At 30.5% G+C, this 25,011-nt stretch carries 16 protein-coding genes; 7 read left to right on the forward strand and 9 right to left on the reverse strand.

Going from position 1 to position 25,011, the window contains the following annotated elements:
• Nucleotides 1-31 precede the first annotated feature (31 nt).
• A complete protein-coding gene (locus CHB63_RS16265; RefSeq protein WP_089379550.1) occupies nucleotides 32-2,467 on the reverse strand; it encodes a GH36-type glycosyl hydrolase domain-containing protein in 2,436 nt (811 codons plus the stop codon).
• Nucleotides 2,468-2,833: 366 nt separating this feature from the next.
• Here CHB63_RS16265 and CHB63_RS16270 point away from each other — a divergent pair, with 366 nt between their 5' ends.
• Complete coding sequence (locus CHB63_RS16270) at nucleotides 2,834-3,304, forward strand: hypothetical protein (RefSeq protein WP_089379551.1); 471 nt, start codon at nucleotides 2,834-2,836, stop codon at nucleotides 3,302-3,304.
• Between the two features lies 1 nt (nucleotide 3,305).
• Here the strand turns inward: CHB63_RS16270 and obgE are convergent, their stop codons facing one another.
• The 3 genes from obgE to secDF all read right to left on the reverse strand — a co-directional run bounded on the left by obgE (nucleotide 3,306) and on the right by secDF (nucleotide 8,656).
• Nucleotides 3,306-4,298 (reverse strand): GTPase ObgE, encoded by a 993-nt coding sequence (gene obgE / locus CHB63_RS16275; RefSeq protein WP_089379552.1) that lies wholly within the window; start codon nucleotides 4,296-4,298, stop codon nucleotides 3,306-3,308.
• Between the two features lie 114 nt (nucleotides 4,299-4,412).
• A complete protein-coding gene (locus CHB63_RS16280) occupies nucleotides 4,413-5,528 on the reverse strand; it encodes an adenylate kinase (RefSeq protein WP_089379553.1) in 1,116 nt (371 codons plus the stop codon).
• Nucleotides 5,529-5,662: 134 nt separating this feature from the next.
• Nucleotides 5,663-8,656 carry a protein translocase subunit SecDF gene (gene secDF, locus CHB63_RS16285; protein ID WP_089379554.1) on the reverse strand — a complete coding sequence of 998 codons (2,994 nt, stop codon included), beginning with the start codon at nucleotides 8,654-8,656 and terminating at the stop codon, nucleotides 5,663-5,665.
• A gap of 170 nt (nucleotides 8,657-8,826) precedes the next feature.
• On the opposite strand from secDF, the gene CHB63_RS16290 reads away from it, so the two are divergent.
• Nucleotides 8,827-10,503, forward strand: a complete 1,677-nt coding sequence (locus CHB63_RS16290) for a formate--tetrahydrofolate ligase (RefSeq protein ID WP_089379555.1) — start codon at nucleotides 8,827-8,829, stop codon at nucleotides 10,501-10,503.
• Nucleotides 10,504-10,580: 77 nt separating this feature from the next.
• Here the strand turns inward: CHB63_RS16290 and CHB63_RS16295 are convergent, their stop codons facing one another.
• The 3 genes from CHB63_RS16295 to gyrB all read right to left on the reverse strand — a co-directional run bounded on the left by CHB63_RS16295 (nucleotide 10,581) and on the right by gyrB (nucleotide 14,705).
• Nucleotides 10,581-11,501 carry a malate dehydrogenase gene (locus CHB63_RS16295; protein WP_089379556.1) on the reverse strand — a complete coding sequence of 307 codons (921 nt, stop codon included), beginning with the start codon at nucleotides 11,499-11,501 and terminating at the stop codon, nucleotides 10,581-10,583.
• A gap of 145 nt (nucleotides 11,502-11,646) precedes the next feature.
• Nucleotides 11,647-12,663, reverse strand: a complete 1,017-nt coding sequence (locus tag CHB63_RS16300) for a DUF6588 family protein (RefSeq protein ID WP_089379557.1) — start codon at nucleotides 12,661-12,663, stop codon at nucleotides 11,647-11,649.
• A 101-nt stretch (nucleotides 12,664-12,764) separates the two neighbouring features.
• A complete protein-coding gene (gene gyrB, locus CHB63_RS16305; RefSeq protein ID WP_089379558.1) occupies nucleotides 12,765-14,705 on the reverse strand; it encodes a DNA topoisomerase (ATP-hydrolyzing) subunit B in 1,941 nt (646 codons plus the stop codon).
• A gap of 394 nt (nucleotides 14,706-15,099) precedes the next feature.
• On the opposite strand from gyrB, the gene guaA reads away from it, so the two are divergent.
• Together guaA and CHB63_RS16315 are read left to right on the forward strand one after the other, a co-directional pair.
• Nucleotides 15,100-16,632 (forward strand): glutamine-hydrolyzing GMP synthase, encoded by a 1,533-nt coding sequence (gene guaA, locus CHB63_RS16310; protein ID WP_089379559.1) that lies wholly within the window; start codon nucleotides 15,100-15,102, stop codon nucleotides 16,630-16,632.
• Nucleotides 16,633-16,659: 27 nt separating this feature from the next.
• Nucleotides 16,660-18,381, forward strand: coding sequence for a PBP1 and LysM peptidoglycan-binding domain-containing protein (locus tag CHB63_RS16315; protein WP_089379560.1), 1,722 nt, complete (start codon nucleotides 16,660-16,662; stop codon nucleotides 18,379-18,381).
• 69 nt (nucleotides 18,382-18,450) lie between these two features.
• Here the strand turns inward: CHB63_RS16315 and CHB63_RS16320 are convergent, their stop codons facing one another.
• Complete coding sequence (locus CHB63_RS16320) at nucleotides 18,451-18,966, reverse strand: hypothetical protein (RefSeq protein WP_089379561.1); 516 nt, start codon at nucleotides 18,964-18,966, stop codon at nucleotides 18,451-18,453.
• Between the two features lie 50 nt (nucleotides 18,967-19,016).
• Complete coding sequence (ccsA, locus tag CHB63_RS16325) at nucleotides 19,017-22,136, reverse strand: cytochrome c biogenesis protein (RefSeq protein WP_089379562.1); 3,120 nt, start codon at nucleotides 22,134-22,136, stop codon at nucleotides 19,017-19,019.
• A gap of 370 nt (nucleotides 22,137-22,506) precedes the next feature.
• On the opposite strand from ccsA, the gene CHB63_RS16330 reads away from it, so the two are divergent.
• From CHB63_RS16330 to CHB63_RS16340, 3 genes are all read left to right on the forward strand, one after another.
• The gene (locus CHB63_RS16330) at nucleotides 22,507-23,883 is read left to right on the forward strand and encodes a tryptophanase (RefSeq protein WP_089379563.1); all 1,377 of its coding nucleotides are present in this window, start codon (nucleotides 22,507-22,509) and stop codon (nucleotides 23,881-23,883) included.
• 58 nt (nucleotides 23,884-23,941) lie between these two features.
• Nucleotides 23,942-24,397: an RrF2 family transcriptional regulator gene (locus CHB63_RS16335; RefSeq protein ID WP_245857056.1), complete on the forward strand. Its 456-nt coding sequence runs from the start codon at nucleotides 23,942-23,944 to the stop codon at nucleotides 24,395-24,397.
• Between the two features lie 132 nt (nucleotides 24,398-24,529).
• Nucleotides 24,530-25,009, forward strand: a complete 480-nt coding sequence (locus CHB63_RS16340) for a c-type cytochrome (protein WP_089379565.1) — start codon at nucleotides 24,530-24,532, stop codon at nucleotides 25,007-25,009.
• The last annotated feature ends 2 nt before the right edge of the window (nucleotides 25,010-25,011 follow it).

The raw sequence follows: 25,011 nt of genomic DNA on the forward strand, positions 1-25,011 counted from the left end.
TGCTTTTTTTAAATTAATACAATCGTATTAATTACATAACAACCTCCACAGTATGCGTTTTTCCATCTGCAAAAATTGGCAGCATATTAGAACTATGTTCTTTTCCGTCAATAATTACTTTTGAAACACCTTTACAAACTGCGTTTTCGTTTATAACTTTAATTTTGTAGGTAGCACCTCTAAATTTACGAGTTACATTAAACCCTTTCCAATCTTTTGGAATGCAAGGCTCTATTTTTAACCCATCATAATCTGGTTGAATACCTAAAATATATTGTGTAATTGTATAAAAATTCCAAGATGCAGTACCTGTTAACCAAGAATTTTTAGCTTCACCAGGTTTAAAAGCATCTTTTCCAGCAATCATTTGAGAGTAAACGTAAGGTTCTGTTCTGTGTAATTCACTTACATCTTCTAAATATGCCGGACAAATTTTCTTGAAATATTCCCAAGCTTGATCTCCACGTCCAATTACAGTTTCACCAATCATAATCCAAGGATTATTATGGCAAAATATACCTGCATTTTCTTTGTACCCAGGAGGATAACTCGAAATTTCACCGTATTCAATATAGTATTTTGTAAAAGCAGGATTATTTAAAACAATACCATGTTCACAATCAAGTCGTTCTTTTACAGAATCCAACGCTTTTTCAATTAAACCTTCTTCTTTACCAATTCCAGCCATTGAGCACCAGCCGTTAGATTCGATAAATATTTTTCCTTCTTCGTTTTCTTCACTTCCAATTTTATTTCCATAATAATCATAAGCACGTAAAAACCATTCTCCATCCCAACCGTGTTTTTTAACGGCTTCAACCATTGCATCTACATGTGTTTGGCAACGTGCTGCTTCAGTTTCATTTCCAACTCTTTTACATAATTTTATAAAATCATTACCATAAACAACAAATAAACCAGCAATCATTAAAGATTCAGCTTTTGTCCCTTCAGATTGATTTTCAGTTGTTTGGTATGATTCGTTAGGATCATTAGAGAAACAATTTAAGTTTAAACAATCATTCCAATCCGCTCGTCCAATTAATGGTAATCCGTGTGGGCCTAAATTGTTAATTACGTGGTCAAAAGAAACAGATAAATGGTCAAATAGAGTACGAGCAATGCTCATGTCATTATCAAAAGGAACTAGTTCATCTAAAATACTAAAATCTCCAGTTTCTTTAATATAACTGGTTGTTCCTAAAATTAACCACATTGGATCGTCGTTAAATCCACCTCCAATATCGTTATTACCTTTTTTAGTTAAAGGCTGATATTGATGGTAGCAGCCACCATCAGGAAATTGTGTTGATGCAATATCTATAATACGTTCTCTGGCTCTTTCAGGAATTTGATGTACAAAACCAATTAAATCCTGATTAGAATCTCTGAATCCCATCCCTCGTCCAATTCCACTTTCAAAATAAGAAGCCGAACGTGAAAAACAGAAAGTAATCATACATTGGTATTGATTCCAAATGTTTACCATTCTATCCAGCTTTTCTTCACCGGAATCAATAGTGTATACACTTAATAAATCATCCCAATAAGTACGTAATTTTGCCAGAGCAGCATCTACTTTTTCAACAGTATTAAATTTGGCAATTGTTTCTTTTGCCTTAGTTTTGTTTATTATATTTTTAGATTCCCATTTTTCGTCTTCCTTGTTTTCAACATATCCTAAAACAAAAACGTAGTCTTTTGATTCTCCTGGTTGTAATTCAACCTCAATATAGTGAGAGGCAATTGGAGACCATCCGTGAGCAACGCTCATTCCTGGTTTTCCAGCTTCTACAACTTGCGGTTCGTGAAAGCCATTGTACAATCCAAAAAATGTTTCACGATCAGTATCATAACCTTGAATAGGTGTGTTTACGGAATAATATGCGTAATGATCTCTACGCTCTTTATATTCTGTTTTATGATAAAGTACAGAGTCTTCAATCTCAACTTCCCCAGTGGAAAAATTACGTTGAAAGTTTTCCATATCAGCAGCTGCGTTCCAAAGTGCCCACTCAGCAAATGAAAATACTTTTAGTTTTTTAATTTCATTGCTGTTATTTGTTAATGTCAATTTTTGAACTTCAGCCCAAGTTTTTAAGGGTACAAAAAACAGCGCTTTTGCAGAAACCCCATCTTTAACACCTTCAATTGTGGTGTAATTCATTCCATGACGACATTCATATTTGTCAAGGTCTGTTTTACAAGGTTTCCAACTTGGTGACCAAGTTGTGTCTCCATCTTTTATATAAAAATATCGTCCGCCATCATCAGTGGGTACGTTATTATATCTATATCTTGTTAATCTCCTAAATTTTGCGTCCTTGTAAAAAGTATATCCTCCCGCCGTGTTAGATATCAAAGAGAAAAAATCTTCATTTCCTAAATAATTAATCCAAGGATATGGAGTTTTAGGATCTGTAATTACATATTCTCTGTTAGTATCATCAAAATGTCCAAATTTCATATTATGTATTTAAGTTTTTGTTGATTTTTAACAATTAGTCTAATACTTTTTTACTTGAAATAACTTTTAGTAATAGTTTATATAATTAGTGAAACTAAAACTTGGATTATTTTTTAGGTTGAAAAAAGCATCTCTTATATTTAAAATCTAACAAATATAATTTATTCAAGTTGAAAAATTTGGTGTAATAATGTCAAAAATAAATCGAATAATGTCAATTGATATTATTTTTTGGTTTTATTATGCTTTTTTAGCATAATTAGTAAAATATTTTTTTTGGAACAGGAATTATAATTAAAATAGAAGTTTTTTTAACAAGTGGTCATAAACAAAAAATATTGTATTTTCACGTATCAATTTTGATGTATGAATAAACGAATTTATATAATTGCTTACTTATTAATTTTTCTAAGTTCTTGTAGTTTTTTTCAAAAAAAAGAATTGCCACAAGAAAAAGTTATTGATATGGTAATAGATTTTAATTCAGTAGATATTTTTCCTTTATTCCCATTATGTGATAGTTTACCTTCAGTTGAGAAACAGAAAATATGTTCACAGATTAAATTATCTGAGCATATTTATTTATCTCTTCTCTCTAGTAATATAATGGTTAAAAAAAATGTTAATGATACTATTTTAGTAAAATTAAATGTTGATAATAATGGTAAAGTTTCACTTGTTAAACTTCAATCTTCAGATTTTATTCAACAACAAATTCCAAAACTGGATAGTTTAATTGTCGCTGGTATTTTAAATTTACCAATTATGAAACCTGCAATAAAACGGGGAATTCCGGTAACAACAGAATTTACGTTACCAATAATTTTAAAAAATTAAATTAATTATTAAGCATTTTCCAAAGTTCATCTTTTAATTCAACCAATCCTTGTTGAGCAACTGATGAAATAAACAATGTTTTAATTCCTTTTGGTAGTTCTTTTTTAATTTCTTCTTTAAGTTCATCATCAAGCATATCAGATTTTGAAATAGCAAGTAGTCTATTTTTATCCAATAATTCTGGATTGTGTTGTTTTAGTTCGTTTAATAAAATTTTATACTCCTTTTCAATATTATCAGAATCTGCAGGAATTAAAAATAGTAAAATTGAATTCCGTTCAATATGACGTAAAAAACGATGACCCAATCCTTTCCCCTCAGCAGCACCTTCTATAATTCCAGGAATATCTGCCATTACAAATGTTTGGAAATCTCTGTATTGAACAATTCCTAAATTAGGTTTTAATGTTGTGAAAGCATAGTCTGCAATTTTTGGTTTTGCAGCAGTTAATACCGATAATAACGTAGATTTACCAGCATTTGGGAAGCCAACTAATCCAACATCAGCTAATAATTTTAATTCAAATTGAAACCAACCATCTTTACCTTCTATACCAGGTTGGGCATATCTTGGTGTTTGGTTAGTTGATGACCTGAAATTCCAGTTGCCAAGACCGCCCATTCCACCTTCAAGCAATATTTGCTCAGTATTTTCTTTTGTGATTTCAAAAAGAATTTCCTGAGTTTCTCCATCTCTTATTATTGTTCCAAATGGAACATTGATATATATATCTTCACCGTCTTTACCTGAGCTGCGTTGTTTACTACCGTGTCCACCGTTTTCAGCTCTAAAGTGTTTATTAAATTTTAAATGAAACAACGTCCATAAATTATTATCAGCACGAACTATTACGTGACCTCCACGACCACCATCGCCACCATCAGGACCACCTTTGGTAATATATTTTTCTCTATGTAAATGTGTAGATCCACCACCTCCGCTACCAGAACTGGCATAAACCTTTAAGTAGTCAACAAAATTTCCTTCAGTCATTTTTTCTTGTTTTCCTGAAAAGACAGGAATCTGTATTATTTGTTAGTTACTTTTATTGTTATTCTATTGTGATTACTTAGCTACCTTGCTTTGTAAATATAACAAAATTAAGTTTTAAAGTTTGTCAAAAACGTTACTTAAACGTTCTGTGATTTCATTAATTCCACCAACTCCATTTACCCCAAAATATTTATTTTGAGCTTTGTAATAGTCTTTCAGAATCTCAGTTTTTTTATGATATTCGTTAAAACGATGGCGTATTTTATTTTCATCTTGGTCATCAGGTCTTCCGCTTGTTTTACCACGTTCCAATAAGCGATTAACTAATAAGTCTTCAGGAACTTCAAGAGCTACCATTCCGCTTACTAATTCACCTTTTTCTTCCAAAAAGGAGTCCAAAGCTGCCGCTTGTGATTCTGTTCTTGGAAATCCATCAAAAATAAAACCGTTGGCATCAGCATTTTTTTCAACTTCTGATTTTAACATTTTAATGGTTACTTCATCTGGCACCAAATTGCCATCATCCATATATGATTTTGCTAGCACTCCTAATTCAGTTTCGTTTTTAATATTGTATCTAAAAACTTCACCTGTAGAAATATGTACAAGATCATATTTTTCTTTTAATAAATCAGCTTGAGTTCCTTTTCCTGCACCTGGAGGTCCAAATAATACGATATTTTTCATAGTTGGGGGTGATGTTAGTTGATAAATTGATGCAAAGTTTCTTCCAATTCCATCATAATCTAATCCATACCCAACAATAAATTTATCGGGGATTGGGATTCCTATATAATCTATATGTAATTCTTTTTTAAATACATCTGGTTTAAAAAATAAAGTCGCAATTTTAAGTTGTTTTAAATTTTTATCCTTAAATATTCCATAGATCTCTTGAAGCGTATTACCAGTATCAATTATATCTTCAAGAATAACAACAGTTCTTCCTTCTAAATTTTCATTAATTCCAACTAATTGTTTTATGTTTCCTGTAGAGCTTGTCCCTTCATAGGATGAGAGTTTTACAAAAGAAACTTCACAATTTCCCGAATATTTACGTACAAAATCTGCAACAAACATAAAGCAGCCATTTAAAATACCTATAAATATCGGTGTTTCATCTTTACAATCATCATATACTTGTTCAACAATAGATTCTATTGCAGTTTCAATTTGTTCTTCTGAAATATATGATTTAAAGTATTTATTGTGTAATTTAATAATGCTCATTATTCGGCTTTGTTACAAATTTAATAATCAATGTATAATATTAGGTCTTAATATAGATAAATTTGCTAATTTGAAATACAAAAACCGTTTTGAAATTTCAAAACGGTTTAAATTTAACCTAACTAGACTAAATATTATTTTTTCTTAGTGTCCAATTTTTTAACAGTGTCATACATTATTGGAGAGGCGATAAACAATGATGAATAGGTACCTACAACTACACCAATAATTAAAGCAAACATAAATCCTTTAATAGAATCTCCTCCAAAAAGGAAAATTGCTAATAAAACAACTAAAGTTGTTAGAGATGTATTAATAGTTCTACCTAAAGTACTGCTTAATGCTTTATCTACAACTTCTGAGAATTTCCAAGTAGTATGAATGCCTGCAAATTCACGAATTCTATCAAAAATAACCACGGTATCATTCAATGAATAACCTACAACTGTTAATATGGCGGCAATAAATGATTGACCAATTTCCATATCGAACGGTAAAATTTTATGGAATAATGAGAAAATTGCTAATACAATTAAAACATCGTGGAAAACTGCAGCTACAGCACCTAAACTATATTGATATTTTTTAAATCGTAATAAAATGTATAAGAATACAACTAATAATGATCCTATAATTGCCCATCCTGCAGCAGTTTTAATATCATCTGCAATAGTTGGTTCAACTTTTATTGTACTCATAATTCCAACTTTACCTTCTCCTTCATAACCAGGTTTAAATTGATCTAAAGTTATACCTTCAGGTAAATATTGTTTTAAACCATTAAATAATAAATTTTGAACCTCATCATCAATATGATTTCCTTCTTCTTCAATTTTATATTTTGTTGTCACTTTTAATTGACTAGCTTCACCATAAGTTTTAACTTCAGGAGCACTTCCAAAAGCGTCTTTAAGCGTATTTGCTACTTCTGTTGGACTTGTAGTTTTATCAAATTTAACAACGTAAGATCTACCTCCAACAAAATCAACTCCATAATTCAATCCATTTGTTACTAAGGATGCTAAACCTGCAATAATTAATCCTCCTGAGATTATGTATGCTATTTTACGTTTTCTTAAGAATTCAATATCAATTCGTTTAAACCAGTTTTTGGTAATGTTTGTATTAAAGGTGAATAATTTTCCTTTGGCAGCATACCAGTCAATTAATAAACGAGTAATAAAAATTGCAGTAAATAATGAGGTTACAATACCAACCATTAATGTATAAGCAAAACCTTTAACCGGCCCTGTTCCAAATACATATAAGATTACCCCAGTTAACATTGTGGTAATGTTGGCATCAATAATTGCAGATAGCGCTCCTTTAAAGCTAAATCCGTGACTAATTGATGCTTTTAAACCTTTTCCTTTATTTAATTCTTCTTTGATTCTTTCAAAAATAATTACGTTTGCATCAACAGACATACCTATAGTTAAAATAATACCAGCAATACCTGGCAATGTTAATACAGCGCCAAATGCAGTTAAAATTCCGAAAATAAATAAGATGTTAACAGCTAAAGCAACATCTGCAAATGCACCGGCTTTACCGTAATAGAAAATCATCCATAATAATACTAATAATAATGCCAAAGCAAATGAACTCATACTACTATCAATTGCTTGTTGACCTAATGATGGACCAACAACTTCAGATTGAATAATATGTGCAGCAGCTGGTAGTTTACCGGCTTTTAATACATTGGCAATATCTTGAGCTTCTTCAACAGTCATGCTACCACCAGAAATAGAAGTTCTACCATTCATAATTGGAGTTCCAACATGTGGCGCAGTATGAACGTAATCATCAAGAACTACAGCAACAAATTGCCCTACGTTTTCAGTAGTCATTTTCCCCCATAATCTTGAACCAACAGCATTCATAGTCATACTAACTTCTGGCTGTCCTGTTTGTCCAAATTCTTGACTTGCATCATCAATAACATCACCTTCTATTGGAGCAATATCTTCACGATTAGATTTTATAGCATATAAAGAAATTAATTCTGTACTTTCTCCAGTTGCAGATATTGTACTTGAAAATGTTTTAGAATCCCATAAGAATTTAGCATATTTCATATCGTTAGTAAGCAATGCTCTTACTTGCTTCATTGCTAAATATGAGTTTACTTTAGCTGTATCTGCAACTTTAGCAGTTCCAATTAAAGATGAAATTTGATTTTCAGATTGAGGAATACTTGGAGATAATACTGAAAATAAATTATTAACAGGTTTTGCAGCAATTGAATCTGAAACTTCACCTAATAAATCTTCTAAATTATCTTTAACAGCAGTAGTATCAGTTTTAGTTTCTTCTGTTTTTAATAAGTTTTCAATAACTGAGTTTGCTTGAAAAAAGAAATTAGCAGTTTCTTGGTTTGTATAAACTTCCCAAAATTGTAATTCGGCCGTACTTTGTAATAATTTTTTAACACGGTCAATATCTTTTGCTCCAGGTAATTCAATTAAGATACGTCCTGAATTACCAATTCGTTGAATGTTTGGTTGTGTAACCCCAAATTTATCGATACGACTTCTTAATACTTCAAAAGCGGTGTTTACTGAACCTGTAACTTCAGCTTCAATAATTGGCATAACTTCTTTATCTGTTAGTTTGAAGTTAATTTTCTCTCTTAAAGATTTGTTTCCAAAAATGCTAGGGTCACTTAATTTAACAGTTCCAGCACTTGCTTTTTCAAACTCTTCAAAAAATAAGTTTAAATAAGTTCTATCACTGCTTTTTTGAGCTAGAGAAGCATTTGCAATCGCTTTATTGAAAATTGGATTCTTTGAGTCATTTGATAAACCAATCAAGATATCTTTTACAGATACTTGTAAAATAGCATTAATACCACCTTTAAGGTCTAATCCTAAATTAAGTTCTTTATCTCTAATATCATTATAGCTAAACTGTGCAAAACCTAAATCAATAACAGGTTTGTTGGCTACCGAGTCTAAATATACCCTTTCCAACCTTGCTATTTCTTTTCCATCTTCCGATTTAGATTCAGCATAAATTTTTGCTTTATCTTCTACACCATTTGTAAACCATGTGAATGATAACTGATATAAACTTACTAACCCAAACAGGATAGCGAATAACTTTATAAGTCCTTTGTTTTGCATTTTAAATTAATTTGATATAAATTTCATTTGTTTTAAACGTGCAAATATATAATTTCAAATAGAGACTGACAATACTTTTTTAGCTTTTTATGCCCTTAAATTACCACTTATTTAAATATGGCTATTCTGAATTATGAAATTTATATATTTGTTAAGTAAAAATTTAGATAATGAAGCATTTAACAGATATAGAGATTGCCCAAAATAAAAAACTTGTTCATATTAATAAAATTGCGGCTAAATTAGGAATTGATGAAGACGATTTAGAGCTTTTTGGAAAGTATAAAGCAAAATTACCGCTAAGTATTATTGATGAAGAAAAGATAAAAGGGAATAATTTAATTTTAGTAACCGCAATGACTCCAACACCAGCTGGAGAAGGTAAAACCACGGTTTCAATTGGTTTAATAGAAGGATTAAACTTGATTGGTAAGCAAGCAACTGTTGTTTTACGAGAACCTTCATTAGGACCAGTGTTTGGTATTAAAGGTGGTGCTGCAGGAGGTGGGTATTCACAGGTAGTACCAATGGAAGATATTAATTTGCATTTTACAGGTGATTTTAATGCAATTGAAAAAGCTAATAATTTGCTTTCAGCTTTAATAGATAATAATTTACAGAGTAGTTGTTGTAGTTTAAATATTGATCCGAGAACAATTCTTTGGAAGCGAGTTATTGATATGAATGATAGATCATTACGTCATATAACTATTGGGTTGGGAGGGACAGCTCATGGAGTTCCAAGAGAGGATGGTTTCAATATTACACCGGCTTCAGAAGTGATGGCAATATTGTGTATGGCTACAAATCTTGAAGATTTAAAAAAACGTTTAGGTGATATTTTTATTGGATTTACATTTGATAAAAAACCAATTTTCGCAAGAGATTTAAAGGCTGAAAATGCGATGGCTATTCTTTTAAAAGATGCAATTAAGCCAAATTTGGTGCAAACATTAGAAGGAAATCCAGCTATAATTCATGGGGGTCCATTTGCTAATATAGCACAAGGAACTAACACAATTATTGCAACAAAAATGGGTTTGTCCTTGTCTAATTACGTAGTTACAGAAGCAGGTTTTGGTGCAGATTTAGGGGCTGAAAAGTTCTTAAATATTAAATGTGTGGCAGCAGGTTTAAATCCTAAAGCCGTGGTTTTAGTTGCAACTATAAGAGCGTTAAGACATCATGGTGGTGCAAAAAAAGATGAATATAACGTGCCAAATTTATCTTACGTAAAAGAAGGATTTTGCAATTTAGAAAAACATATTGAAAATATTCGCAAGTTTCATATTGAACCCGTTGTAGCAATTAACACTTTTACAAATGATTCTTATGAAGAGATTAATTTAATAATTGAAAAATGTACTGAGCTTGGTGTGCAGGCAGTTGTATCAGATGGTTGGTCTAAAGGAGGAAATGGAACAAAGAATTTAGCCAAAGCAGTTGTAAATGTAGTTGAGCAAAATGCATCAGAATTTAAACCGTTATACAATTGGGATTCCCCGGTAAAAGAAAAAATTGAAAAAATTGCCAAAGAAATTTATGGAGCAGATGCTGTTGATTTTGATAAAAAGGCAAAATTAAATTTAAAAAGGATAGACCGTTTAGGTTTTAACGATTTTGCAATTTGCATGGCAAAAACACAAAAATCATTTACAGATAATGAGTTTTTAATTGGACGACCTAAAAACTTTGTTGTTACGGTACGAGAAATTGAAATTGCTGCAGGAGCAAAGTTTATTATTCCTATTTTAGGACAAATGATGAGAATGCCTGGATTACCTGGAACACCAGCATCTGAAAATATGACGATTGATAATAATGGTGTTATTTCAGGATTGTCTTAAAAGTAATTAATTAAAAAAATAAAACTCCTCAAAAATTACTTTGAGGAGTTTTAAATATATAATGTTTAAAAACTGAATTACAATAATTCATTTACTGCTCTAACTCCAGCAGCACTTTCTTTAAATTTAGCTTTTTCTGCATCAGTTAATTCAAGTTCAACAATTTTTTCAATTCCGTTTTTACCAATAATACATGGTACACCAATTGAAATATCAGTTAATCCGTATTCACCATCTAATAACGCTGAACAAGGGAACATTTTTTTAGTGTCACAAGCAATTGCCTGAACCATAGAAGAAACTGCTGCACCTGGAGCATACCAAGCACTTGTTCCTAATAATTTAGTTAAAGTAGCTCCACCAACTTTAGTAGCTTCAGCAACTTCTGATAAACGTTCTTCAGATAAAAATGCCGTTACAGGAACACTATTTCTAACAGCTAAACGAGTTAAAGGCAACATTCCAGTATCACTGTGACCAGCAATTACCATTCCATCAACATCAGATTGAGGGCAACCTAAGGCTTCTGCTAAACGGAATTTAAAACGAGCGCTATCTAAAGCTCCACCCATACCAATAATTCTGTTTTTTGCAATTCCTATAGATTTGTGAGCTAAATAAGCCATAGTATCCATTGGGTTACTAACTACAATAATTATTACATTTGGCGACTGTTCTATTAAACTTGTTGCAACAGATTTTACAATTCCTGCATTAATTCCAATTAACTCTTCACGAGTCATTCCTGGTTTTCTAGGAATACCACTTGTAATTACTGCAACATCACTATTTGCTGTTTTTGAATAATCGTTTGTAACACCTGTTATTTGGGTGTCAAAATTCATTAATGAAGCTGTTTGCATTAAATCCATTGCTTTACCCTCAGCAAAACCTTCTTTAATATCAATTAAAACAACTTCTGAAGCGAAATCTTTCATGGCTATGTACTCAGCACAACTTGCACCTACCGCACCAGCACCTACTACTGTTACTTTCATATTTTTTCTATATTTTTATTTATTCATTTTTTACTGAGACAAAAATACTAATTTTTATATTAGTGAATTATGACATATATCTTAATTTACGAAATCGTTATTGATAGTTTTAATTCAGAAAATTACTTGTAAAATTTCGTATTAATTATCTGAAGCTAAACGCAATGCCTGCAGATAAAGTGTTATACTCATTAATAGTGAAATCACCAAATATTTTAAAGAACCCCAAATTTATTTTTGCCCCAAATGTTCCATTCATTCCAGTTGTGTCAAACCCCATATTTATTGGGTCTGTTATGGATTCTGTAATTGTTTCATTTGAATTTTCAAATGTATATTCCAATTCATAAATCCCCTTCATTTTTAATGTTGAAGTTCCTTTATTATATCCAATACCTCCATAAACTGAAATTATTGGAAAGTCTAATGAGGCAATTGCTTGAATGGTATAGGTATTTAAATCAAATTCTGCTTCTTGATTACTCCCCTGAATTCCACTTGAATTTTGCACATCGTATAGTACATTCAGTTTTGTATAACCGCCAAGTATTGAAACATTCAGAGGTAGGTTATCTAGTGGACCAAAATATTTCATTAAATTATGTTTTATTCCAAATCCAACTAAGTTACCGCTAATATCATTTGAGTTTATGTTTGGCAAATATCTAACGGATACATCTGTATTTAAGGCAATTCCTAAACTAGCCTGAATCATAGGAGATGGAACTGAATTCATTGGTGATTCATCGCCAACCCCATTGGGTATTTTGAATGAAGCTACTTTATAATCATTAGCTTCCGGAATTCTCACTGCAATTACAGAAGTGTTTTTTTCTCCCATTACCGTATTAATAGTATTACTCCCGCTTTCAAGTGATAAGTATTTGTAGTCCCCTTCATTAAATAAAAAGGATTGTGCATTTTTTGGAATAATTGTGGCATTTGCTTGGATTGAAATATCAAAGCCTAATTTTTTATGTGTTTTTGCAGTTTGATACCAACCATTGTTTAAGTTATATTGCATCCCGTTCATTGCCGGGGCCATATAATTTTGAAATAAAATAGTAGCATCTTTATTGGCTAATAATAAGATTTCAAACTCTTGAGATTTTACAGATGTACTAAATAACACTCCAAATAGGAGTAAGGATAATTTTTTCATGGGGTGGGGTTTAAATTATGTTGTAAAAATAAAAATTTAATACATAAAAAAAAGCTGTTTTAATTAAAACAGCTTTTTTTATATTGGTATGTAAAATTGTGTTATGCGTCAATATTGGCATATTTTGCATTTTTTTCAATAAATGCTCTACGTGGAGGAACTTCATCACCCATTAGCATAGAAAATACTCTATCTGCTTCTGTTAAATTATCAATTGTAATTTGTCGAAGTGTTCTAAATTCAGGATTCATTGTTGTATCCCAAAGTTGGATAGCATTCATTTCCCCAAGACCTTTGTATCGTTGAATTGAGGCTCCACCACCCATGTTTAAGGCAATTAAATCTCGTTGATCATCGTCCCAAGCATATTCCTTTTTCTGACCTTTTTTAACTAAATATAAAGGAGGTGTTGCAATAAAAATATGTCCGTTTTCAATTAATTCTTTCATATATCTAAAAAAGAAAGTAAGAATTAATGTAGCAATATGACTACCATCAACATCGGCATCACACATAATAACTACTTTATTATAACGTAATTTAGATAAGTTTAAAGCTCTTGGATCTTCTTCTGTTCCAATTGAAACACCCAAAGCAGTATACATATTTTTGATTTCTTCGTTTTCAAAAACTTTATGTTGCATCGCTTTTTCAACATTCAAAATCTTACCTCTTAATGGTAAAATAGCTTGAAAAGCTCTGTCTCGTCCTTGTTTTGCTGTACCACCCGCAGAATCTCCCTCAACTAAGAAAATTTCACATTTTTCAGGATCAGTTTCAGAACAGTCACTTAATTTACCAGGTAAACCACCTATTGACATTACTGTTTTACGTTGAACCATTTCACGTGCTTTACGTGCTGCATGACGTGCTGTTGCAGCTAAAATAACTTTTTGAACAATTATTTTAGCATCATTTGGATTTTCTTCTAAATAATCTGTTAGCATTTCAGAAACTGCCTGACTCACTGCTGAAGTAACTTCACGGTTACCTAATTTAGTTTTTGTTTGTCCTTCAAACTGAGGTTCTGCAACTTTAACAGAAATAATAGCCGTTAATCCTTCACGGAAATCATCTCCTGCAATTTCAAATTTTAGATTTTTAAGCATTCCAGATTCATCAGCGTATTTTTTTAAGGTAGCTGTTAATCCACGTCTAAAACCTGCTAAATGAGTTCCTCCTTCGTGTGTATTGATATTATTAACGTAAGAATGTAAATTTTCAGAATATGAAGTGTTGTAAACCATTGCAACTTCAACAGGAACACCATTTTTTTCACCTTCAATAGAAATCACATTTGCGGTTAATTGCTCACGTGTTGCATCTAAATATTGGATAAACTCAGGTAAACCTTCATCACTATGAAAAGTTTCAGTGGTAAAATTCCCTTCATCATCCGTTTCTCTTTTATCTGTTAATGTTAAAGTAACTCCTTTGTTTAAGTATGAAAGCTCACGCAATCTAGTTGCTAATGTTTCATAATTAAACTCTATGGTTTGTGTAAAAATGGAAATATCGGGTAAAAAAGTAACCATAGTACCTTTATCATCAGAATCTCCAATCGTTTTTGCTGGGTACAATGCTTTTCCTTTTGAATATTCTTGTTCCCAAACTTTACCATCTAAATATACAGTTGCTCTTAAATGATCAGAAAGTGCATTTACAACCGAAACACCAACACCGTGTAATCCTCCAGAAACCTTGTAAGAATCTTTATCAAATTTACCACCAGCACCAATTTTTGTCATTACAACTTCAAGTGCAGAAACGCCTTCTTTTTTATGTATTCCAACAGGAATACCACGTCCGTTATCTTTTACAGATACAGAATTATTTTCATTTATTATTACATCAATTGTATCACAATGACCTGCCATTGCCTCATCAATTGAGTTATCAACAACCTCATAAACCAAATGATGTAATCCTCTAATACCTACATCTCCAATATACATGGATGGACGCATACGTACATGTTCCATTCCTTCCAAAGCCTGAATACTATCGGCCGAATAATCGTGTTTTTTAATCTCGTCACTCATACTTTAAAAATCTTTTTTTATATAAAAATCTATAACAAACAAATATAATTATTCAGTATATTTTATATGGTGTAAATAGCGTGTTTAGCTAACTAAGTTATTAACAAATTGCAGATTTTGAAAAAGTCTCTTAAATCTATTTGAAACTAGTTAAAACCTGATTTTTTGATTTTTTTTCTTTGCTTATTTCTAAAAAAATAAAAAAAGCGCTTATTCGGCTTTATTTTGAATCTAAAATCAGTCTAAATATTAACTTTTCTCAAATAATTTTTGTGGAAAAATCAAATTTTGAAAATAATCTTGTTTAATATGAATTATAAAGAGATAAAAATTACGATACTGAAAAAAATAGAATAAAGTATTTGTGCTATTTATATTAATATTATTTTTGCGGATGCAACATCAGGTACTTATATTAGATTTCGGTTCGCAATACACGCAGTTGATTGCTCGAAGAGTTAGGGAATTAAACATTTTTTGTGAAATATTTCCATACAATAGTAAAAATTTTAAGGTTGAAGATTACAAAGCTGTAATTCTTTCAGGAAGCCCTTTTTCGGTGAGATCTGAAGACGCACCTCATCCAGATTTATCTAAAATAAAAGGTAAGATACCTTTATTAGGTGTTTGCTATGGAGCTCAATATTTAGCTCATAATTTTGGAGGCGATGTAGGTTCTTCTAATACGCGTGAATACGGTAGGGCAAACCTTTCTTATGTAAAAGAAAATGAGTTGTTTTTTGAAGGAGTTAATTTAGGGAGTCAGGTTTGGATGAGCCATAGTGATACCATTTTAGATTTACCTGAAAGTTTTGAGTTGATAGGAAGTACGCATGATGTGAAAAATGCGGCATTTAAAATAAAAGACGAAAATTCCTACGGAATTCAATTTCACCCGGAAGTTTATCATTCAAAAGACGGTTTAACAATTTTGAAAAATTTCTTAGTAAGTATTGCTGGAGTTGCTCAAACTTGGACACCAGATTCTTTTGTAGAAACAACTGTTGCGGAGTTAAAGGAAAAGTTAGGAAATGATAAGGTTGTTTTAGGACTTTCAGGTGGAGTAGATTCAACTGTGGCAGCAACTTTAATTAGCAAAGCTATTGGTAAAAACTTGTATTGTATTTTTGTAAATAATGGTTTATTACGAAAAAATGAGTTTGAAAATGTATTGGATCAATATAAACACATGGGATTAAATGTAAAAGGTGTAGATGCTTCGGCACGTTTTTTGAAAGAATTGGCTGGAGAATCGGATCCAGAAGGAAAACGCAAAATTATTGGTCGTGTTTTTATTGAAGTTTTTGATGATGAAGCGCACGAAATTCAAGATGTAAGTTGGTTAGCACAGGGAACAATTTACCCAGATGTTATTGAGTCAGTTTCAGCAACAGGCGGACCATCGGCAACTATTAAATCGCACCATAATGTTGGAGGATTACCTGATTTTATGAAATTGAAAATAGTGGAGCCTTTAAATACATTATTTAAAGATGAGGTTAGGAGAGTTGGAAGGTCTATGGGAATTGATGAGGAATTATTAGGACGTCATCCTTTTCCAGGACCAGGTTTAGGAATAAGAATATTGGGTGATATTACAGCTGAAAAAGTGAGAATGTTACAAGAAGTTGATCATATTTTTGTTCAAGGTTTAAAAGATGATGGTTTGTATGATAAAGTTTGGCAGGCAGGTGCAATGTTATTGCCTGTTAATTCAGTTGGTGTAATGGGAGATGAAAGAACTTATGAGAAAGCGGTAGTTTTAAGAGCTGTAGAATCTACTGATGGAATGACAGCTGATTGGGTGAATTTACCTTATGAGTTTTTACAAAAAACCTCAAATAAGATAATAAATGGTGTAAAAGGCGTTAATAGAGTAGTTTATGACATCAGTTCTAAACCGCCAGCTACAATTGAATGGGAATAAAAACTATATTAAAATAAATATTTTTCTATGAAAAGAATAATTTTATTACTAGCATTTTTAATAGGATTTACAATCGTATTAGAAGCTCAGCAAAAAAAATATGTTTCTTACACAGTAAAAAAAGGAGAAACATTAAAAAGCATTGCTAGATCTTACAAAATCTCTACGAGAGACTTGCGTAAATTGAATCCTGATGTAAGTAGAAAACCAAAAGCAAATACGGTTATAATTGTTCCAAATAAGAATTATGGAAAAAGCCTTACTGAGGTTGTAACTGGAAATGACAAACTATATATTGTTCAACCAAAAGAAACATTATACGGAATTTCAAAAAAGCATAATATAACAATTGAGGATTTAAAAGCTACAAATCCAGAATTAGAAAATGGAGTGAAAATTGGTATGAAATTAATTATTCCAGGTTCAAAAAATGCTGAAATAGAAGGTGAGGAAAAATTTATGTTACATACAGTTATAAAAGATGATACCGTTTATAATTTAACCAAAAAGTATGATATTTCCAGAGAGGATTTGTTTTCTCTTAACCCAAATTTAAGCGAAGGTTTAAAACTTGGGATGGTTTTAAAAATAAAACCAGTTGAAGAAGGTGAATTAGTTGAAGATTTTGAAGAAGAAACCGAAACAAGCTTATTTGTAGAATCATTAAATTTTGATAAAACAGTTAATGTAGCAATAATGCTTCCGTATCAATTAAACAAATATTCAGATTCTATTCCGGATAGAACATTTGAAAAAGGTAATTCTATTTTAAATATTGCAACGGATTTCCATCAAGGGGCTTCCATGGCAATTGACTCATTAAGAAGAAAAGGAATTCATGTAAATGTATCTTATTTTGATACTCAAAATTCGAGCTATAAGTTGCAAACCATTGTAGATCGTAATGATTTTAGTGAAACGGATGTTGTTATAGGACCTTTATTCTATTCAAAAGCACATTGGTTATCTAATCAAATTGATGCTCCTGTTATTGCTCCATTGTATTCTAAAGATCAAGATAATTTATCTGATAAAAATCTAATTAAATCAGATTCTAATTCTGATATCACATTAGAAGAAACGCTTTTAGTTTATTTAAAAGAAAATTATAATGGAGAAAATATTATTATAATTAATGATGGAAATGAGGGTTCTCAAAGTAAATTATGGAAAGCTGTTAACGAAATAAAAACCTTTGATTCAATTCAAAATATTTCTGTAATTAAATCTCAAAAAGGATTTATTGATAATGAAAAAATTGCTGAAAAATTAAAAGAGGATTCTACTAATTGGATAATTTTAATTAGTGATGATAATGTTACAACAGCAGCAGCCGTTAACAATTTAAAAGTATTTATTGAGGAATATAAGCTTACATTGTTTAGTATTAATAAAGGAAGGAATTTTGATCATATTGACAATTCTTTTTTAGGACAATTAAATTTTGTTTATCCAACTACGGATTTTGTAAATATGGAAAATAAAAATGTAAAACGTTTCTTTAAAAAATTTAGAGTTGAAAACTATTCTGCTCCTTCAAAATATGCCATAAGAGGCTTTGATGTTACTTATGATGCATTAATAAGATTGGCAAGTAAAAATGATTTAGAAGAAGGTTTGAAAGCTGGTAAATCAGAAAGAGTTTCAGCCTATTTTAACTACAATAAAAAAATGTTTGGAAGTTTCGAAAATAATGGGGTGTATTTAGTACAATATAATAAAGAGTTGATTCCTGTAATTTTGGAATAACAAAAAATAATTGAACATAAAAAAAGCGCAACATTTGTTGCGCTTTTTTTATGTTCAATTATTTTAAACTTATATTTTCTTAAGCTGGTCTTTCATCATTTTAATTTGATCTTTTAAAACACCTTGAGTATCCAGTTTTTTTGCTTCATTAATTAACATTGTTGCTTCACGCTTACGTCTTTTAGACATTGCAATTCCACCCAATTGTAATTTAGCCATCGCAATATCATGTTTCATATTTAAACCAAGACTCAATGCTTTTTTAAAAAATTTTTCAGCTTGTGTTAGGTTGGTTTGCGAAACCATTATTCCTTGTAAAAAGTTATAATACCCTTGTTGTTTTTTAATTAAAGCAGTACTTGGGTTTTTTATATAAGTTAACCATTTACTTGCTCCAGCAAAGTTTTGTTTTCTTAATTGAAGAAAGGCTAATAAGATAAATTCATTTTTAAAATAGAACAAAACAAAAATTCCAGCTAATAAAATTAATGAAATCCCATTCATAATGTTCCCATCAACAAATTGAAATATTGCCCAAACTAAAATTCCTCCCGCTATTACTAATTTTATATACTTATTAAACATTGATAATTTTTTTAATAGTTTGCAAAGTTACGTTTTTGCAACGATTTTAATTATTTTTTATAATGTTTTTTGAACTTAATATATGCAAATATTGAAAGAACAGAAACTATTGCAACCGCATAATACACAAAAGTTGGCGTAATTGCTTTATCTCCACTAGCATAAGAATGTAAACCAGATAGATAGAAGTTTACTCCAAAATAAGTCATTAAAATAGATGCAAAAGCAGCTACAGAAAATAAATTAAATGTAAATCTACTGCGTAAACCAGGAACTAAACGCAAGTGCAATACAAACGCGTAAATCATAATACTTATTAATGCCCATGTTTCTTTTGGATCCCATCCCCAGTAGCGTCCCCAACTTTCGTTTGCCCACATACCTCCTAAAAAGTTACCAATGGTTAACATTATTAAACCAACCGTTATAGACATTTCATTTATAATGGTAATTTCTTTAATCATTAAACCAATTTTGGCTTTGCTTTTGGTTGTAGTTAACGCCATTAATATTAAAGCAATTAAACCTAAGATCATTCCTAATGCAAATGGTCCATAACTAGCTACAATAATTGAAACGTGGATCATTAACCAATACGAATTTAGTACAGGTTGTAAATTGGCAATTTCTGGATCCATCCAGTTCCAATGAGCTACCATTAATATAAATGCTGTTAAAAATGCAGTGGCAGCAATCGTCATGGACGATTTCCTTCCAAATATCAATCCAAATAGCATCGTTGCCCAAGCAACATAAATCATACTTTCATAAGCATTACTCCAAGGTGCATTTCCACTTACTATCCAACGGGCTATTAAGCCTCCTGTATGCATTAAAAATAATACTAATATAATTGCAATACTTCCTTTAATTAAATAATTTAAGGCTTTATTATTCTTAAATATTTGTATAATTACGAAGAAGAACATTAATGTTCCAATGTACATGTAATAGCTATAGATACTTTTAAAAATATCATATTTGTTATATGAAATTTCTAAATCTATTTTACTCTCAGAAGGATAAACGGCACTTCCATATCTTTTTTGAAAGTTAATGATGCCATCAAGAATCTCATTCGATTTTGAATAATCTTTTGATAAAGCCGAAGCATTTAAAGTTTGAACGTAAATTGGTAAAATTTGACGTACAAATACAGAATCTTGACCTTTAAAATTTCCTTGATCGATATTGTTATGTGAAACCCATGTATTATTACTATCATTAGGAATAGGGAATATTCTCAAAATATCACCAGTAATTGCTGAATAAAATAAATTTACTCTTCTATCAACATTAATTACGTCTTTTTCGAATTTACTTTTAATGTTGCTTTTCTGAGCTTCCTGTTGAATTTCAGAAATTTTATACATTCCTTTATCATCGAAAAAACTTGCAAGTTGTGCATATTTTTGCTCGTGAGGAATACCTATAATATCTCTTAATTTTGTATTTCCTTTTTCAATATAAATAATTGGAATTTGAAACCACAATCTCGGATTTTGTTGAATTGATAAAAACACCTGTGTAGCATTCATATCTTTATAAGTATCATGCTTACTTACCTTACGTAATAATTGAGAAGAATACGTATGCACTGGTTTCATTCTACCGCCAGCATCTTGTATAATTACTTTACTAAATTTTTCTGCATGTGTTATATCAATATAATTAGCAACGAGTGCCGAGTCAATTTGTTTTTCAGATAAGATGTGATTATGCTGTTGTGAAAATGCAAAAGAAGAAATTAGTAGCAGCGCAATTGTAGTTAGCGTTGCTTTTTTTATTCTAATTTTTTGAAGACTTTTTCTTAAGAAATCGAAACGTGTATTTTTAAAAAATAAAATTAGGATTAAACCAGCATACAATAAAAAGTAACCAATATATGTAACTGTAGAGCCCCAAAAATCATGATTTACAGATAAATGAGTTTCTTCATATTGTTCAGTAATATTGTAACTAGATTGAAAAAATTTATAGCCCTTATAATTTAAAATGTTGTTCATAAATATTCTAAAATCAAAAGTTTCACTTGGATCAATAACAGTTATTTCACTAGCAAAAGACATAGCGCTTTGTGATCCTGGGTAATTATCTAATTGAAAATCATTTAATTTAATACTAAAAGGTAATTGCATTTGCATTGCCCCGTAGCTCATTCTAAAATTGAGTTTTCCAACTGAAAATTGAGTTGGTGGTTGTATTGCAAATTTTGCTCCATTTAATTTAATATGTTTTGTTTCTCCACCAGTTGTTACATCAAATTCTAATTGAGCTAAAGAATTTTGTTCTTTATCCCCAACCACTGTTTTATAATTTCCTTTAATAGGGTTCTTAGGAATAACAAATTGTAGACCGGCAATTGAGTGTACAGCTAAAATTGAGAAGTCTTGTAAAGAATCTTTTGCAATAGTACCTTCAAAACTATCTGCCATTCTAAAAAATTGTCCTTCTACTGCAGTTTGTATTTTTAATTGACTTTCACTAAATTTAAAATCAATTGTATTTTTACCAGGAGAGTCAAAACCTACTAAAACTCCATGCACAACTTCTGAAGAACCTCTTTTAATATAATGATTGTGTCTTCCACTGCCACCAGATTCAACAAAAAGTAAGTATTCATCTCCAGTTTCATTTTCTTCAAATACACTTGTAGCATTTGGGATATAATCAGTTAGTTTTATAGAAACATCGGTTCCTTTAAAATCGGTTTTATAATGAAACGAATTACTTCCTAAGGAAGAAAGTAAAATAGGGTGATGAATTGGTGTTTTTTGTTCATTACCATCATTAATAATGACACTTATATAATTTTTTTCAGAAAGAAAAGTATTGCTAACAGCACCTTCTTTAATTGGCATAATACCTTCGTAACTAACGTATCTTGTAATACCAGCTCCAACTAAAATTAGAAAGAAAGCCAAATGAAAAGAGAGTACAACTAATTTTTCTTTTCTATATAATTTATATTTAAATATATTTCCAAAAAAGTTGATTGCAAATAAAATCATGATTGCTTCAAACCACCATGCGTTATAAACTAATGCTTTTGAAGTTTCAGTACCATAGTCATTTTCTATAAACGTTGCTACACCCATTGAAATAGCAAAAACTAAAAATAGCACAGCCATTAAACGAGTAGAGTAAATAAGTGAAAGAATTTTGTTCATTTAAATTGTTTTATTATTAAAAATAAATGTTTTGCAAATCTAATGATAATTGTCAAAATACAACTTTATAATTTGTATTTTGAAGACATTTATCTGCTTATAATTTACAGATACAAATTTAAGTGTAACTTTTATCACAATTGATGATTATTGTCATTAAAATTATGGGAGAATATTTTCTTTGTTTAATGAAAAACTATAAATTTTTGTACCTTCGTAAGAATATATCCATATATGAAAAGATTGAGTTTATTTAAAATAAATTTTAACAATTACTTAAATGTAAAGCGTCCAGAATGCTTTATTGATTAATTTTTATTTTAAAACTTCTTTATATTACTTTTTACTTTCAATTTAAAACATATTTATTATGGAATTACCATATGCAGAACCTTATAAAATAAAAATGGTTGAATCTATTAAGCGTTCAACAAAAGATCAACGTTTAGAATGGATTAAAAAAGCGCATTACAATTTATTCAATTTATCTTCAGAAAATGTATTTATAGATGTGTTAACAGATTCAGGAACAGGAGCGATGAGTGATCAGCAATGGGCAGAAATGATGGTTGGAGACGAAAGCTATGCAGGTTCTTCTTCATTTTTAAAATTAAAAAAACAGGTTAAAAAAATAACTGGTTTTAAATATTTTTTACCAACGCATCAGGGTAGGGCAGCAGAGAATGTGTTGTTTTCAGCAATGGTGAAAGAAGGAGATATTGTGCCTGGTAATTCGCATTTTGATACCACAAAAGGGCATATAGAATTTAGAAAAGCAACTGCTGTGGATTGCACAATTGATGAAGCATTTGATACATCAGTTATTCACCCTTTCAAAGGAAATGTAGATTTAAGAAAATTAGAAACTGTTTTTAAAAATTATCCAAAAGAAAAAATACCCTTTGTTATTTTAACTATTACCTGCAATAGTGCGGGAGGCCAACCCGTTTCTGTTAAAAACACTAAAGAGGTTTCAAAATTATGTAAACAATACGGAGTTCCATTGTATTTTGATGCTGCGAGATTTTCGGAAAATGCATATTTCATTAAAAAAAGAGAAAAAGGATTTCAAGATAAAACTATTAAGGAAATTGTGAAAGAAGTATTTTCTTATGGAGACGGTATGACAATGAGTGCCAAAAAAGATGGTTTGGTAAATATGGGTGGATTTATTGCCTTAAATAATAAAGAAGTGTTTAAGCAGGCAACTGTTTTTAATATTATGTATGAAGGTTTCATTACTTATGGTGGTATGAATGGCCGCGATATGGGTGCATTGGCAGTAGGGTTAAATGAGTCAACTGAATATAATTATTTAGAAAGTAGAGTGGAACAAGTTGCATATTTAGGACAAAAATTAGTTGATTATGGTGTTCCGGTTCAGCAACCTTTTGGTGGTCATGCAATATTTTTAGATGCCAATAAGTTTGTACCTACTATACCAAGAGAAGAGTATAGAGCACAGGCCTTAGCTATTGAACTTTATATAGTAGGGGGAATTAGAGGTGTAGAAATTGGAACTGTTTTGGCAGATCGTGATCCGTTTACAAGAAAAAATAGATATCCAGATTTAGAGTTGGTGAGGTTAGCAATTCCAAGAAGAACATATACTAATAATCATATGGATTATATTGCGGCAACTTTAAAAAATATTTATGATTCACGAGAAGGTGCAAAATCTGGGTATAAAATTGTAGATGAAGCTCCAATTATGAGACATTTTACAGTTAAATTTGAAAAAATATAATACTTTTTACTCTTTTTTTAGTAATTTCACCAAAAATGAAATCGAAAAGTAAGTTATTATGATGTTATCGCGCGCAAGTAAGTATGCAATTTTATCAACTTTATATTTAGCAGAACATGCAAATGAGAATAGAAAAATAAGTGTTAAAGTTATTGCAGAAAGCATTGATGTTCCTAGTCCATTTTTAGCAAAATTATTTCAGCAGTTAGTAAAAGGAAAAATTATTTCTTCAACAAAAGGTCCAAATGGTGGTTTTTATTTAACTAAAAAAAATCAAAAAAAGAGTGTTCTTGATATTATTGAGAATATTGATGGATTAATTAAAATTAACGAATGTTTTTTAGGTTTAAATGAGTGTGATGGTTCCAACCCGTGTCCTGTTCATTTTATAGTTGAACGATTTAAAAATAGTATTTTCGAAAAATTTCGTGATAAAAATATTATGGAATTATCTGAAGAAATAGTTGCGAATGGAAGAAAATTGACTCTTAAAGATATTTCCCCGGAAGTTTAACTAGTTTAACAATACTCAAATTATGATATTTATCATTTTAATAAACAATTTTTCAGTATATATTTGCACTATATGAGATAAAAAGGTCTTAATATATTTATTACGAAAAATTAACCATTAAACTAGTTAAACATGTTATCTAAAAAACAAGCAAGGGCTTTCTTTCTGGGTGGAACACTCGTAACGTTTCTTATTTTTATAGGACTTACGGTTTTTTCTTTATCCAAAGAAGTTGATCAAACCAACCACGAAAACATTACAGCTGAAGTTGTTCGCGGTAAAGAAATTTGGGAATCCAATAATTGTATGGGATGCCATACAATATTAGGTGAAGGTGCTTACTATGCACCAGAATTAACAAAAGTTGTTGATCGATTAAATTTAAAATACAATGGTAACGGAGAAGAAGTTATCAAAAGTATTTTAATGTCTGAAGGGCCTTGGCAACCAAATGGTAGAAAAATGGTGGCCTATGGGTTTTCTGAAGCTGAAGCAAGTGATGTTGTTGCTTTCTTTAAATGGATTGGAGAAATTGATTTAAATGGTTTTGGAAAAGTAGTAGGTGTAGACAGAAAAATATCTCCTTTAGCAAAAGAAAAAATTAATAAATAAGA

The sequence above is a fragment of the Lutibacter flavus genome (assembly GCF_900188355.1).
GTDB lineage: Bacteria > Bacteroidota > Bacteroidia > Flavobacteriales > Flavobacteriaceae > Lutibacter > Lutibacter flavus.

Coding starts and splice junctions, on each gene's coding strand:
- CHB63_RS16265 (WP_089379550.1), bottom strand. CDS start 2,467: ATGAAATTTGGACATTTTGATGATACTAACAGAGAATATGTAATTACA.
- CHB63_RS16270 (WP_089379551.1), top strand. CDS start 2,834: ATGAATAAACGAATTTATATAATTGCTTACTTATTAATTTTTCTAAGT.
- obgE (WP_089379552.1), bottom strand. CDS start 4,298: ATGACTGAAGGAAATTTTGTTGACTACTTAAAGGTTTATGCCAGTTCT.
- CHB63_RS16280 (WP_089379553.1), bottom strand. CDS start 5,528: ATGAGCATTATTAAATTACACAATAAATACTTTAAATCATATATTTCA.
- secDF (WP_089379554.1), bottom strand. CDS start 8,656: ATGCAAAACAAAGGACTTATAAAGTTATTCGCTATCCTGTTTGGGTTA.
- CHB63_RS16290 (WP_089379555.1), top strand. CDS start 8,827: ATGAAGCATTTAACAGATATAGAGATTGCCCAAAATAAAAAACTTGTT.
- CHB63_RS16295 (WP_089379556.1), bottom strand. CDS start 11,501: ATGAAAGTAACAGTAGTAGGTGCTGGTGCGGTAGGTGCAAGTTGTGCT.
- CHB63_RS16300 (WP_089379557.1), bottom strand. CDS start 12,663: ATGAAAAAATTATCCTTACTCCTATTTGGAGTGTTATTTAGTACATCT.
- gyrB (WP_089379558.1), bottom strand. CDS start 14,705: ATGAGTGACGAGATTAAAAAACACGATTATTCGGCCGATAGTATTCAG.
- guaA (WP_089379559.1), top strand. CDS start 15,100: ATGCAACATCAGGTACTTATATTAGATTTCGGTTCGCAATACACGCAG.
- CHB63_RS16315 (WP_089379560.1), top strand. CDS start 16,660: ATGAAAAGAATAATTTTATTACTAGCATTTTTAATAGGATTTACAATC.
- CHB63_RS16320 (WP_089379561.1), bottom strand. CDS start 18,966: ATGTTTAATAAGTATATAAAATTAGTAATAGCGGGAGGAATTTTAGTT.
- ccsA (WP_089379562.1), bottom strand. CDS start 22,136: ATGAACAAAATTCTTTCACTTATTTACTCTACTCGTTTAATGGCTGTG.
- CHB63_RS16330 (WP_089379563.1), top strand. CDS start 22,507: ATGGAATTACCATATGCAGAACCTTATAAAATAAAAATGGTTGAATCT.
- CHB63_RS16335 (WP_245857056.1), top strand. CDS start 23,942: ATGATGTTATCGCGCGCAAGTAAGTATGCAATTTTATCAACTTTATAT.
- CHB63_RS16340 (WP_089379565.1), top strand. CDS start 24,530: ATGTTATCTAAAAAACAAGCAAGGGCTTTCTTTCTGGGTGGAACACTC.